Consider the following 14088-nt stretch of genomic DNA (forward strand, 5'->3'; position numbering starts at 1 on the left):
GGTGCGAAACCCCGCAAGGGAAAGAAGCAGAAACCTAAATCGTGAGGTTTGGGAATCACCGTCCGTTTTACGGCGGTGAGGATGTCAAGACTCTCGCATGGCGCGGATTAATTCGGCAGCCACTTCTGGACGGGAGAATTCCGGAGGTGGTAATTCTCCTTTACGCAGCAGTTCCCGGACTTTCGTTCCCGAAAGGTGTATTCTTTCTTCCGGTAAACTGGGGCTAGTTTTAGTGGTTGCCATTCCCGAAGTGCGGGTACAGTAGAAAGCGTGTTCAAACTTCATCGGCACGATTCCCAATTCCCCCGGCTCGAACTCATCAAAGATATACTGAGCATCGTAGGTTCCGTAGTAGTCTCCGACTCCGGCATGGTCACGACCGACGATAAAATGGGTACAACCGTAGTTTTTACGGATAATAGCGTGGAAAATTGCTTCCCGGGGGCCGGCGTAACGCATAGCTGAGGGGTTGATAGCCAGAATAACGCGATCTTGGGGAAAGTATTTATCCATCATGATCTCATAGCAACGCATCCGCACATCGGCCGGCACATCATCGCTTTTGGTAGCGCCGACAAGAGGATGCAAGAATAAACCATCTACCACTTCTAGGGCGCATTTTTGGATGTATTCGTGGGCCCGGTGGATGGGATTACGGGTTTGGAAACCGACAATCGTTTTCCAAGCTTTTTCGTGGAACATTTTCCGCGATTGCAGAGGATCGATCTGATATTTGGGAAACTGAGGATGAGGATCGCGCTGAAGCAACCATATTGGACCTGCGAGGTTAATTTCTCCCTGTTCGTAGAGGACTTTTACCCCGGGATGTTTCTGGTCGTCGGTACGATAGACGTTAACTGCTTCGTGGGCCTTATTGTAACGGTATTTTTGGGTTAGCTCTAGGACTCCGACAAAGTTGCCTGCGCTGTCATCTAAACGAATCCAGTTGCCTTCTTTGAGGGGATCCGCCACTTCTTCGCTAACGGAAAGAGTCACGGGAATTGCCCAGGGTAAACCATTGATTAGACGCATATCATCGACGACTTTTTCGTAGTCGTCCTGTTCCATAAAGCCTTTGAGGGGACTGAAACCACCAATAGCAATCATAACTAAATCCGAGAGCGATCGTTCATCTAGGGAAACTCGCGGTAGTTTTTCAGCTAGGGCCAGAAATTCTGCTTTTTCGGCAGCGGTAGCAATACGATTAATTAATTGCCCACCGTGGGGCGCGATTCCTTCGGTCAGTACAGTCATAAAAATTTCTTTACATTGTCACGGTTTATCCTATCAGAAGTTGGCTAAAGCTCTATGGGATTCCAATAAAAAGGCTTGTACTGTTTCAGTACAAGCTCTTACCTTAGATTGAAAAATTTAGATATTAGGCAATTACACTAAAGTTGGTTTGGTTGACTGTGGCCAGATTGGTAAAGTCAGAACTTAAGGTGGCGAGAAGGTTAGCACCTGTACCGAATACGGCGGTATTAAAACTATTACTGGTGTACCATACCTCCACCCCTGCAGCCGTGCCAACACCCAAAATTGCCGCACTGGAGGAAGCCCCTGCAAAAAATGCATTAGTGGCGGCAGCAGACAGGGAGTTACCTTCACCGTAGCGACTAGCGGAGAGGCTACCGAGAGATAATCCCAGAAAACTAGAAGATCTTAAGTGAATGCGATCAACAGAGACAAAATCAGTGATTAAATCTACTCCTTCAAAACGAGAATTGTAGATGAAAGTGTTAATCCCTGTTCCCCCAGTGAGAGTATCTGCCCCAGCACCACCCACAAGAGTATCGTTACCGCCACCAGCGCTGATCAGATCATTACCGCTACTACCGTTGAGAATGTTGGCTTGAAAATCGCCAATAATTCTATCATTGCCGCTAGTCCCGATGACATTATCGAAGTTGTTAACAGTAAAGTTTAAAGTACCAAGAAAAGGAACATTTCTGACGGTTAAACGGGAGCTACTGAGATCAACATCGATAAATGAGGGGGCATCGGCCGTGGAAGCATCGATTAAATTATTACTAGCAAAAGGATTGGCAATAATTCTTTCAACAGAAGTCAGTTGATCAGTGCCGAGACTACCTTTCAAGATTGTGCCTCTGGGCAAAATAGTAATACTCTGTGGAGCGGAAAAAAAGGTGCGAAGATTGCTGTAGTCAGCAATGTCCAAACCACTACCACCATTAAATCTGTCGTTGCCGTTACTACCGACAAAAGTATCGTTAAAAATGGTTCCGACAAAGTTGTCGTTAAATATAGTTCCAGGAAAAATCGCCATTAGTTACAAATCTCCGATTTGGTCTTTTACGAAAAATATTGAGCCAATAGTTATAACCATTGACCAAGCTTTTTACAGCATTTTTAGGCAATATCACAACGCCAGAAAACTAGCAATCAACAGGGATGGCATAGGATTCTGCTAAGTAGTTTTCTTAGTCAGTAGTTAGGGTAATGATTCAAAAGAACTGAAGCCAAATTTTTTCGCCTTCTCGATGAATCTTAAGAAATACTAACTTAATGTTGTGTTTGGTTTCAGGATGTCAACTTACTTTAAGTTTTGTTACAAATGTTGTCAAGTTCTATATAAAGCTTAAATAAGCGGTTTATCCAAGCAAAATTGTTAAATAGGGTTTTTATGCCCAGAATCGTACTTGTAACTGCTAATATCGTTGATTAGGACTAGCAAGGAAGAATCCAGTTACTGCGACGATCTGCAGAAGAATCAATAGCTACTGACCGGAAGCCTGATCTAACGGCCGAAGCCTCTTGCCTATCCTGATAAGTAGCCTATACTCAACGAATTTAGTATAATTTACCCGCTAATAGTCCCAGGGCGATTGATCGCATCTATGTTCCCGTCTATCCCCAGACTCCCCCAACCCTTAATCAAAGGGGCGTGACTGTCGATGCTTTTCTGGGGCGAAAGGCCTACAATAAGATTTGTAAAGAATTATCAATAATTATGAGCGAAAAAGTTGTCCTGATTGTCGGTGCTACGGGGGGTATCGGTGCTACTTTAGCCCGTAAACTAGCTGTTAATGGTCATAAACTCGTATTAGTGGCCAGAAATGCCGATAATTTATCTAATTTAGCTAGTGAGTTGGGTTGTCCCTCTTTAATTGTGCCGACGGATATCACCAATCCGACTCAGGTAGAAACTTTGATGGAAAAAATTGTCTCCCATTACGGCCGGTTGGATGTGTTGGTTAATGCGGCTGGGGCCGGGGTGATGAAACAATACAATAAAATTACGCCGGAAGATTTAGATAAAATGCTCGACCTCAATCTGAAGGGGAGTTTTTATACCTGTCAGGCTGCGGCTAATGTGATGAAGGAAAATAAGTACGGTCATATCTGTAATGTGGTGGGAATTTTAGGTAAGCATTCTATGGCTATGGCTGCCGCTTATTGTGCTTCTAAGTACGGGGTGGTCGGTTTTAGTAAATGTTTGGCCGATGAGTTAAAACGCTATGGTATTAAAATGACTTTATTCTATTTTGGTGGTGTGGATACTCCTTTTTGGGATCAGGTGAGCTTAAAAGTTGATCGCACTAAAATGTTAACCGCTCAAACCGCCGCCGATGCTATCTATTTTGCCATGAATGCTGAACCCCAAGCCGTCCCCATGGAAATTAATATTCAACCCGATAGTCATCTCTTTTTTTAGTCGTCAGCTTTTTCAGTTATCAGTTATCAGTTATCAGTTATCAGTTATCAGTTATCAGTTATCAGTTATCAGTTATCAGTTATCAGTTATCAGATGTAAGTTTCTTTATACCTGTTTACTGTTTACTGCTCACTGTTTACTGCTCACTGCTCACTGCTCACTGTTTACTGCTCACTGTTTACTGCTCACTGCTCACTGCTCACTGTTTACTGCTCACTGTTTACTGTTGACTGTTGACTGCTCACTGAAAAACCCCCTTTTTTGACTTTATCTATGTTTATTGATCATATTCATTTTTATGTAGAATCGGCCAAAAAATGGCGAGATTGGTTTGTGCGGGTGATGGATTTTCAGACGATCGCAAGTTTAGTTAATCTCCACACGCACACGGAAATAGTTGGCAATGGCATCCAAAAAGATAAAACTAAACAGATTATTTTTATCTTATCTTCTCCCTTAAATTCCCTTAGTCCCGTGGCGGAATTTTTAAGTAAATATCCTGAAGGGGTGGCGGATGTAGCTTTTCAAGTGGAGGATTTAGATAGTTTAGCTAGGAGAATTAAACAGGACATTTTTATTGAGGAAACTGTTTTGGCTAGGGGTAAGATAAAAAGCTGTCAAATCTCTAGCATTGCTAATCTCAAACATACGTTAATTGAAAGACAGGGAATCACGCCAATTTTAGCCGATCCTAATCTAATTGAGTATGATAGTAAGGAACAATATAATCAGGATATTCTGGCAATTGATCATTTAGTTTTAAATGTTTTTCAGGGGAATTTAGAGTTAACAGCCAATTGGTATGAGGAAAATTTAGGCTTTAAAAAAAGGCAAACTTTTACTATTAAAACGGAGCGTTCTGGTCTTTATTCTCAGGTACTTGTTCACCCCGAAACTGAATTAAAATTACCGATTAATGAGCCAGATAGTAACAGTTCTCAAATTCAAGAATTTTTAGATATTAATCAAAAATCTGGCATTCAACACATTGCTTTAAAAACAGCAAATATTTTAAAATTAACTCAACAATTAAAAGAAAGAAAAGTAGATTTTTTGTCAGTTCCCAATAGTTATTATCAACAAATTAACTATCAAAAAAAAGATTTTAATATTGCTGATTGGGAATGGTCAGAAATTAAAAAACAGGAAATTCTCATCGATTTTGAACAAAATAGTCATTCCCTCCCAGAAAAGCCGACTTTACTGCAAATTTTCACTAAACCAATTTTTTCCCAGCCGACTTTCTTTTTTGAATTAATCGAGCGCCGTCATGCCGCTAGAGGTTTTGGAGAAGGCAACTTCCGGGCCTTATTTGAAGCGATCGAACGGGAACAAATAGAGAGAGAAACTTTAGATTAGAGTCAGGAAAGCGATCATTTTTCCCGTCAGACTATGAACGATAACGTAATTCGATCACATCTTTTTTGATCGTGACATCATAGGAACCAAAAAAAGTTTGTCCCAAGAGTCCTAACCCTTCCATTTGGGGAGAAATACCAACAATCTGATTAGATAAAACCACCTCGCCAACTTTAATAGAATTAATGCGACCAAGATAAACCCTAACGACACCGCCAGCGGTATGAGCGAGTACTTCCCTTTCCCGTTTGACTTTCATCGCTTTTGCCATGGCATCGGTAAGGACGATGCCACTAGCACCTGTATCAAAAAGCATTTCATAATAGTGACGGTTATTAAAAACCACCATCACCGTGGGAATGCCGTTAACCCGGCGTTGAATCGGTAGCTGATAAACTTGCGGGGAATTTTTCCTATTTCTAGATGAACCGCCACAGAGACGGCTAAGATCTATGTGTTGTCCATCTGCTCTTTGGAGAAAGCATTCCGATTGAGCGAGAGTCGTAGGGGTGAAGGGAAATAGCAGCAGGGTGCTGGCCAATGCGATCGCAGAAATAGACTTATTCATCAGGAGCAAAAGGTAACTAAATCGAGAAGACAGACTCGGAAAAGAAGGCTTCTAGCTCTAGAATTCCGCAAAAATGCGGGAAAACAACGGGAGTTTAACCCGGAGGCCAGGCCATTGGGCGATCGCCTAAGAGATGGACATGAAGATGATCGACGGTTTGACCTCCCTGTTCCCCATTATTAATCACCACTCGATAACCTTGACTTAATTTAGCTTCGGCGGCCACCTTTTTAACAGTTAGTAACAAATGTCCCAATAGCTCTTGATCGCTGTCGCTGGCTTCCTCTAGTTTCGGAATCGGTTTTTTGGGGATAATGAGGATATGGGTGGGTGCTTGGGGATTAACATCTCGAAAAGCGAGGACCAGATCATCTTCATAGACGATCGAGGCAGGAATTTCTTTACGGATAATTTTGCTAAAAATAGTCTCGCTCATAGACAAATTACTTTTTTTTCAACTATACCATTAAGCTCTCAGCTTTTCTGGTGAGGTTATCCCGATAAATACGGTGATTTTCAGGGTAAATTCCCAGATAAAATCATTTTTATGCGGAAAACTAGCCTAACATCCTGTTTCATTTTCCTAAGAACTCACTTTATTTTTACTTGAGCCAAAATGTTAGCAAGGGTTTGGAGTGCGGCAATTATCGGCATCGATGCCATTAAAATCGGGGTAGAGGTGGATGTATCGGGGGGATTACCCGGAATTGCCGTGGTGGGTTTACCCGATACCGCAGTGCAGGAGTCGAAAGAAAGGGTAAAAGCTTCCCTAAAAAATGCCGGATTTGCCTTTCCCATCCGCAAAATTGTCATCAATTTAAGTCCCGCCGATATCCGCAAAGAGGGGCCAATTTATGATTTGCCGATTAGTATCGGCATTTTAGGGGCTTCCGAACAGGTAGAAGCCGGTTTATTGGGGGATTTTCTCTTTTTAGGCGAATTATCCCTCGATGGTAGTTTGCGTCCCGTGGCGGGGGTTTTACCCATTGCTGCCGCTGCTGAAAAAATGGGGATTAAGGGTTTAGTGGTTCCCGCCGATAATGCCAAAGAAGCGGCCGTGGTTAAAGGCTTACAAGTGTATGGGTTTCGTCATCTATCGGAAGTGGTAAATTTCTTAAATGAACCCGATCGCTATTCACCGATGACTTTTAACGCTGCCGAGGAATTTGGGCGATCGCAGGTAAATCTCCCCGATCTCAAGGATGTCAAAGGCCAAGCAATTGGCCGTCGGGCCCTGGAAATTGCCGCAGCTGGAGGTCATAACCTAATTTTTGTCGGGCCGCCGGGCAGCGGTAAAACCATGTTAGCGCGACGTTTACCCGGCATTCTGCCGCAGTTAACCTTTGCCGAATCCCTAGAAGTCTCCCAGATTCATTCCGTCGCCGGATTACTGAAAGATCGAGGTTCCTTGGTGCGCGAGCGTCCTTTTCGCAGTCCCCATCACTCCGCTTCCGGGGCAGCGCTGGTGGGAGGTGGCACTTATCCCCGACCGGGAGAAATCTCTCTTTCCCACCGTGGTATTTTATTTTTGGACGAATTAACGGAATTTAAGCGCAGTGTCTTGGAATATCTCCGGCAACCCCTAGAGGATGGTTATGTGAGCATTTCTCGCACTCGTCTTTCCGTCGCTTTTCCGGCACGTTTTACCCTAGTGGCCAGTACTAATCCCTGTCCCTGTGGTTATTACGGCGATTCGGTGCAACCCTGCAGCTGTTCACCGCGACAACGGGAACAATATTGGGCGAAATTATCGGGACCGCTTTTAGACCGTATTGACCTACAAGTGACGGTAAATCGCCTGAAACCGGAAGAAATGACCCAAGAGAGTCGGGGAGAAGCTTCTGAGCAAGTGCGGCAACGGGTAGAAAGGGCCAGACAAAAGGCCAGCGATCGCTTTCAGAATACGGGGATTCGCTCTAATGCGGAGATGAATTCCGAGCATTTGCGGGGTTTTTGCGCTCTTGATCATAGCAGTCGCCATATTTTAGAAGGGGCAATCCGAAAATTGGGTTTATCGGCCCGAGCAATGGATCGCATTCTCAAAGTTGCCCGCACCATTGCCGATTTAGGAGATAGTGAAATGCTGAAAAGTTCCCACGTTGCCGAAGCAATTCAGTATCGCACTCTCGATCGTTTAAGTTAAGTAGGGAGGTGTTAAAAATTGTCAGAAACTCTCGGCTAACATTTGGCATTACTTCCGATTTTATCACTCAATCCAAGCCTTTGGGGGGTTCTACCCCCCAAACCCCCCGTTGGGGTCGTGGCGCCGCCCCCAAACCCCCCGCGCATTAGTTTTTCGGTGGGATGCTTACAGGCAGCTGCTGACACATTTGTCATCATTTAAGAGTCATTGATAATTGCTGATTGTCGGTATTTCTGCATAAGTGAGATATAGCGGGCAGAATCTATCTTCAATTGAATTATAACTACTTACTTAAAGAGCATTTTTTCTGGTCGGGGCGAATTGCCTTCGCCCTCTTTTTAGTAAACTTACTGGTGGGGATTTTAGGGATTAATCGGGCGATTCTAAGCGTTTTTGCCATTCTCGATCGATTTTATCGGAACGCTCGATCTCTTGTTCGAGATAGTCTTGATCAGTAGAATAACTAATATCAGCATCTGTAATCACTTTTTGGTCAGCGAATTGACGAGAGTAGGCAAGTTTTTGCTCTAATTCAGGATTATTTTGGGCTAATAAATCTGCTCTTTTTTCTCGCTGTTGATTGCGTTGATTAACCCGCTCATTTCTCCACTGCAAAAAGAAATAACGACCGAGGGGAATCCCCAAAAAAGCAGCGGCATAACTGAGGAGAAAACCGTAGATCCCTGTGACTATCGACCCCAGAGAACCGCTCAAATCGACACTATCACTGTTGAGCAAAAATCCTAAAACTAAAGCGAGGATAAAGTTAACCCCCCCTAAACCTAAAGCTAAGATAATTTGACCACTATCCGCTTCGCTAAACTTCCAGCTTTTTTCTCTTAGATAGGGTGACAATGCTTGTACTTTTCTCTCTTTGGTTGTCACCTGTAGATCGGGAAAATAATAGATAATATCGCCTCGATCGGACACTTGCGGCAAACCATTAAAGCGAGTTAAAACTGGCAGAACATAGTCTTCTGTCTCCTCATGACTGGGGGTAATACTATCGAGATAGGGAGCAATTTGTGGAGCAATAATCGAGCCACGATTATTTTGAATTACTTGACCGATAGTTTGCCAGCGTCTCTCCTCTAAATTAAAATTAGGATCGCCATCGCCAAAAAGAAAAGAAAAAACTGACTCCAGAAAATTCATCTTACTAGCGGGTTTTTCTGCCTTAACTTCCCTATCTCTTCTTTCGTAGTAGTTATTACCAAAATCGGGATAAAAAATCCAGAAAAAGTCCGTGGGAAAGAAGTTAATATTAATTTTGCTATTTCCCGAATTGTTATCCGAGTCACTATCTTTGAACATTAAGCCTATCAGGATAGCCAGAATAGCCAGCAAGAGGATTAAAATCGAAATAATTAAAACAATGCCAAAGGAAATGCGAATAACATAAAAAACTACTTGCCAGATTTTACTACCGAAAGCTTTTAACTTTAATTGCCAATATTTATTCAGAAGAATCGAGCGAAAATTTTCGGGAAAAAGATAGATAATCTCCCCCGTATCTGCTACCTGTAAATATCCCCCCGCTTCCGCAGCTAAAGCTAATAATCCCTGTTGTGCAGCGTTAATCTCTAAACCCGATTTTGCCGCCACATCACCCACCGTAACCCGATAGCCTAATTTTTCGATCGATTGTAATAGAGACTCTTGGGGATTCATAGAAAATACTGTTCCTGTCGATTATCCTATTTTCTAGTTTAGTTTTGATTTTGTCTTTTTGGCCGCGCTATCTGGATTGACAGGTGCGGCATTTTGGACTCGATCGAGAAAATATCGTTATAATTGGTGCAATAGTCGCAAAAAGCAGGGCTAAACTGTATAAATAGTTACTTTATAAGCAATTATCAGAGGTGAGCATGAATGCGTCGGAACAGGCAAAAGGATTAGAATTAACGGCGAAGATCGCCACACTCGTCAACCTGTTTAAGCAACAATTCCCCGATGCAAAGGCAGATCTGAAACCTTGGCGCAATGATCCCCACACAAGGGAGTTAACAGATCCCGACTCGATCGATATCGCTTTCCATTTTCCCGGTTGGAGTCCCAGAATTCAAGGGCGCAGTATTCTGGTACAAATTCGTTTTCATCTCGATAGCGAGGATCAGCATCAGCGTTTGATTGGCTTAGAAATGCAGGCTTTTAACCATCAAGGAACCGCTTGGCGACTATCTACGGTGGAAAATTGGCAATTAGTCGGCAATTATCAACCCTCTCCTAAGGTGGCTGATAAGTTAAAATATTTCAGCCGGCAGGTGTTTGAAGTTTTTAAAAATGAGCATCGATAAGGCTCTTTCGGCACTCTCGGCAAAAGATCGTTATTCGATCGAGATTAAATCGTTCATAATGTCAAGCTATAGGACTAAATTAATTCTTGAAAGTGCTTGGCTTTAGCGGAAATTTTTAACATTTTTTCTGGTTGATCATGAATCTCACTTTTTTGAGAAAATTGACGGCTGCTGGTGGTTGTTTTAGAAATACTGATATTTTTAATACTAACAAAGCGATATTGATAGTCCTGAAGAAAATCGGGTTGATTCCAAAATAAGCGTCCGATTTCACGACAATAAGAGACAAAGCATTTGGCTCCTTTTAATTGTTTAATTATCGATGAATTATCATCTCTGCTTTTCTTCATTTCCAAACAAAGGATAACTTTTTCAGAAGTGGTATTAGCGATAATTATAAAATCTGCACGCTTACACTCACCTTTACTACCAGTAAAAATACTGCGGACATCAAAAAACTTATCTAGCTTGATCACAATAACCTCATCGGGTTTCGGCATTCCATTAACCGCAAACGAATAGTTATCTTGAGTTTCTGTCAGTTTCAGTAAATAGCTATCTCGTTTGTATTCTTTTTGATATTCCAACTCTACTATCGCACAATCCTTAATCATTTCTTTGAGCATAGCAATATCAGACATTACTCCTCACCCCAAATAATAGCCGTTTGAATACGATTCATCTTTTCGATAGTAGTATCAAAACTGCGCGCTTCGATACCCATTTCTGGATCAATTTTAGCGGGAGTTAAAGTGTTAAATTTGGTCTTTCTTTTTTTTCCTTTTAACATCTCTAAAGCTTGTTCAGCAATATAGACTTTAACTTGATCGGCCGATAATAATTCCTCCTGTCTATAGCCTTCTTCCGCTGCAATTTGTTTCAGGTGTGGTTGATCATGGTTGAGCATAATTAATGTGTTGATTTCTTTGATAATATAATCACTGTGAGTAGTGATAAAAACTTTAATACCAATGTTGATCAGTCGAGCGAAAAGTTTAGCGATACGGCGTTGATTTTCTGGATGGAGATTTAATTCAGGTTCATCTACCATTAACAAATCTCCGATGCGAGCTTCGTGTCTTAAATAAAAGCCAATGTCTAAAAGAGAACGTACAGCACTAGAACTTTCATCCATCGATAGTCTAAGTTTTTTTCCTTTAGGAATGTAATAAAGTTCATCATTGTTAGTAATCATATATTGACCACCAATAATATCGGCAAAATCTTCTAAAATACTGGGATGATTTTCGGCGATAAAGCTAGTTTTTTTGACAATTGTTTCTATTTGTCTAGTAAAATCTACATTTTCTTTGACCGGGAGCGCATAATCCTGAGAAACATTAAATAACAGTTCTCTAGGATTAAAATTGCTATTTTTGCTAATTTCTTCCAGTAAACGATTACGAGCAAAATTTAACTCTTTGCGAAAAATTGCCGCTCCTGTCCTTTCTGCACTGGCAATAAATGGCCTGGGAAAAAACTGAGAGAAAATTATATCTTTGATACTGTTGTCAATGATCTCTTCAAGAACATTAACTAACAGATTTATATTAGATTTTTCTCTTAGCAATGTAATGGATAAATAGGGGTTATTTTCAGGTTTGCTAATCGAGATAGTTTCCCATTTAGCTGTGCTAATTGTCCTTTCATACCCATTTTCAAATTGAATATTGTCAAAATTTAATTCTATCTGAAAATCAACATTTTTAAACCTCTCCTCGTTGACCGCAAAAACTTCAGGTATTTGTCGAACATATCTTTGACAACCTGTAGTAAGAATACTTTCACACTGTTGAACATACTCCTGTAGATCGAGACTAATTACACCATCAGAAAGTAGTTGATCAATTTTTTCTTTGAGTCCAAATTTTGGCAACATTAATAGTCTTCGCCAAGTATATAAAAAACCAAATAAAGAATATGTAGCATAAGTTTTACCTGTATTATTACTACCACAGATAATTGTCAGGTCGCCTAGACTGAATTCTGCCTGTTTTAAAATGCCAAGATTTTTAATTTTAACTTTCATGTTTGTCTTAAGTTTAATATTCACGATTATAGATAATTGTGGATCATCTGAGCAAGTCCCAAACTATACATTCAACTTTGGTTATCAAGGTTACTTACAAAAATTATAACCTTTCTAAGGCTTTTCTCTCTTTTTCAGTCACTTCTCGCCATTGACCGGGTTGTAATCCTGTTAAGCATAATTTATTGTTTTTGTCAATAGTAATGGCTGTTCTAATTAATCTTAAAGTGGGATAACCAACGGCAGCAGTCATCCGTCTTACCTGACGATTTCTCCCCTCAGTTAAGGTAATTTCTAACCAAGCGGTGGGGACAGATTTTCGATAACGAATCGGTGGCTCTCTGGGGGGTAAATCTGGTTCAAAATCTAGTAAATTAACTATGGCTGGTCGAGTGCGATAATCCTGAATAGGAAGACCTTGACGCAATTTTTCTAAAGCGTTTAGGTCAGGAATTCTTTCGACTTGTACCCAATAGGTACGCGGATGAGCAAATTGACGATGACCCAAACGATGCTGTAATTGACCGTTATCTGTGAGTAATAATAATCCCTCACTGTCCCTATCTAAACGACCGACTGAATAGATATTGGGGATAGGAATATAATCTTTTAGAGTCGAGCGCCCATTTTCATCAGTAAACTGACATAATACCTCGTAGGGTTTATAAAAAAGGATATATTTATTCAAAGTAAAAAGTAGTCAGGAGATAGGAGTCAGGAGATAGGAGTCAGGATTACAGTAAACAGTGAAAAGAAAGCTCGGAACTTGCCACTTAATACTGTTCACCGAAAACTAAAATCTGATTACTGATAACTGATAACTGATTACTGATCACTGATCACTGATTTAATCCCTTTGATGGGAGAATTGATAAGCACCGATGATCGAGAGAAGAATAGCGACGATTAATAAAATGGGGATAGCGAACCAAGGAAATTGATTTATATCGTAGGCTGCGGCTCTTAATCCCAGACTAGCATAGGTGAGGGGCAAGGAATAAACAATAATTTTTAATGGCCAGGGTAAGGTTTGTGGATCGAAAAAAGTTGCTCCTAAAAAAGACATCGGCACGATTATAAAGTTATTATACAGACCGACACTTTCGAGGGATGTAACTCGCAATCCGACAATTGCCCCTAAACTGGCAAAGACGGCACAATTTAAGATTAAAACTAATAAAAAGAGGGGATTGAGAAAACTGGCAAATTTTCCTGTAAACAAGATAGCAACGAGAATCACTGCTGCAGAAGTCATGACACCCCGCAAAATTCCCGCGAAAACTTTGCCTAAAAATAATGAGAGGGGATGGACGGGAAGTAATAATAATTCCTCGAAGGTTTTACTAAATAAGCGATCGCCACAGATGGAAAAGGTGGTTCCCCCGAAACTGATCGCCATTGAGGACAGGGCCACCATTCCGGGTAAGATAAATTCTAGATAAGAATCGCCGATCGAGGGTTTCATCGAGCGATCGAGGGCGCTTCCCAACCCCAACCCGAAACCGATAATATAGATTAGGGGAGAAACTAAACCTGTGGCGGCGATCTGAAGGACTCTCGCCCGTAAATCTAGCCATTCTCCCCAAAATACGGTTAAAGTGTCTGTTAATATCGTCTGAGCTTGAGCTAGTTTCACTGGTATTTTGGTTAATTAGTAAATATACTTTTAATAATAATTAATATTTGTCCCCTTTTTCAAGGGCGAGCTTTTCGCACCAGAAAAATAATCATCGTCTAAGGATAGGCAAGAGGCAACAGTAAAGGGATTGGGGGAGATTCAGCTAATTTAAGGATAGGCAAGAGGCAAAAGCCAACAGTAAAGGGATTGGGAGAGATTCAGCTAATTTAAGGATAGGCGGTTAAAATCCGTTTTAGCTTACTTAAGTAGGTAGGCGTTAAAAATTATCAGATGCCCCCCTTATTAAGCTATCCATTAGTCAGATCTTTCTTAACAAAAAGAGAAGAAACTTAAAAAAAGGGGAAACGATTGATAGGTATAGTTTTGAAAGAAGGAAT

At 41.2% G+C, this 14088-nt stretch carries 13 protein-coding genes; 4 read left to right on the forward strand and 9 right to left on the reverse strand.

Annotated elements, in window-relative coordinates; genetic code table 11:
* Positions 1-84 precede the first annotated feature (84 nt).
* Together sat and BGL89_RS08235 are read right to left on the reverse strand one after the other, a co-directional pair.
* Positions 85-1254, reverse strand: a complete 1170-nt coding sequence (gene sat / locus BGL89_RS08230) for a sulfate adenylyltransferase (protein ID WP_286825296.1) — start codon at positions 1252-1254, stop codon at positions 85-87.
* A gap of 124 nt (positions 1255-1378) precedes the next feature.
* The gene (locus tag BGL89_RS08235) at positions 1379-2287 is read right to left on the reverse strand and encodes a calcium-binding protein (protein WP_286825297.1); all 909 of its coding nucleotides are present in this window, start codon (positions 2285-2287) and stop codon (positions 1379-1381) included.
* 684 nt (positions 2288-2971) lie between these two features.
* Here BGL89_RS08235 and BGL89_RS08240 point away from each other — a divergent pair.
* Together BGL89_RS08240 and hppD are read left to right on the forward strand one after the other, a co-directional pair.
* Complete coding sequence (locus BGL89_RS08240; protein ID WP_286825298.1) at positions 2972-3676, forward strand: SDR family oxidoreductase; 705 nt, start codon at positions 2972-2974, stop codon at positions 3674-3676.
* 273 nt (positions 3677-3949) lie between these two features.
* Positions 3950-5035 (forward strand): 4-hydroxyphenylpyruvate dioxygenase, encoded by a 1086-nt coding sequence (hppD, locus tag BGL89_RS08245; RefSeq protein ID WP_286825299.1) that lies wholly within the window; start codon positions 3950-3952, stop codon positions 5033-5035.
* Between the two features lie 31 nt (positions 5036-5066).
* Here hppD and BGL89_RS08250 read toward each other — a convergent pair whose 3' ends face one another.
* Both BGL89_RS08250 and BGL89_RS08255 read right to left on the reverse strand, forming a co-directional pair.
* Positions 5067-5603 carry a retropepsin-like aspartic protease family protein gene (locus BGL89_RS08250; protein ID WP_286825300.1) on the reverse strand — a complete coding sequence of 179 codons (537 nt, stop codon included), beginning with the start codon at positions 5601-5603 and terminating at the stop codon, positions 5067-5069.
* 94 nt (positions 5604-5697) lie between these two features.
* Positions 5698-6039, reverse strand: coding sequence for a histidine triad nucleotide-binding protein (locus BGL89_RS08255; protein ID WP_286825301.1), 342 nt, complete (start codon positions 6037-6039; stop codon positions 5698-5700).
* A gap of 180 nt (positions 6040-6219) precedes the next feature.
* Between BGL89_RS08255 and BGL89_RS08260 the strand changes: the two genes are divergently transcribed.
* A complete protein-coding gene (locus BGL89_RS08260) occupies positions 6220-7746 on the forward strand; it encodes a YifB family Mg chelatase-like AAA ATPase (protein WP_286825302.1) in 1527 nt (508 codons plus the stop codon).
* Positions 7747-8115: 369 nt separating this feature from the next.
* Here the strand turns inward: BGL89_RS08260 and BGL89_RS08265 are convergent, their stop codons facing one another.
* Positions 8116-9417, reverse strand: coding sequence for a hypothetical protein (locus BGL89_RS08265; RefSeq protein WP_286825303.1), 1302 nt, complete (start codon positions 9415-9417; stop codon positions 8116-8118).
* A 197-nt stretch (positions 9418-9614) separates the two neighbouring features.
* Here BGL89_RS08265 and BGL89_RS08270 point away from each other — a divergent pair, with 197 nt between their 5' ends.
* Entirely contained in the window at positions 9615-10043 is a 429-nt protein-coding gene (locus BGL89_RS08270) for a Tery_1686 family protein (protein WP_002743840.1), read from the forward strand.
* A 74-nt stretch (positions 10044-10117) separates the two neighbouring features.
* On the opposite strand, the gene BGL89_RS08275 is transcribed toward BGL89_RS08270, so the two are convergent.
* The 4 genes from BGL89_RS08275 to BGL89_RS08290 form a co-directional block, all read right to left on the reverse strand.
* Positions 10118-10684, reverse strand: a complete 567-nt coding sequence (locus tag BGL89_RS08275) for a hypothetical protein (protein ID WP_286825304.1) — start codon at positions 10682-10684, stop codon at positions 10118-10120.
* Positions 10684-12072, reverse strand: a complete 1389-nt coding sequence (locus tag BGL89_RS08280; RefSeq protein ID WP_286825305.1) for an AAA family ATPase — start codon at positions 12070-12072, stop codon at positions 10684-10686. Before BGL89_RS08280 ends, BGL89_RS08275 begins: the two co-directional genes overlap by 1 nt.
* 103 nt (positions 12073-12175) lie before the next feature.
* Positions 12176-12760 (reverse strand): pseudouridine synthase, encoded by a 585-nt coding sequence (locus tag BGL89_RS08285; RefSeq protein WP_286825306.1) that lies wholly within the window; start codon positions 12758-12760, stop codon positions 12176-12178.
* A 159-nt stretch (positions 12761-12919) separates the two neighbouring features.
* A complete protein-coding gene (locus BGL89_RS08290; RefSeq protein ID WP_286825307.1) occupies positions 12920-13708 on the reverse strand; it encodes an ABC transporter permease in 789 nt (262 codons plus the stop codon).
* Positions 13709-14088 lie beyond the last annotated feature (380 nt).

This window comes from Microcystis sp. LSC13-02 (assembly GCA_002282935.1).
Classification (GTDB): domain Bacteria; phylum Cyanobacteriota; class Cyanobacteriia; order Cyanobacteriales; family Microcystaceae; genus Microcystis.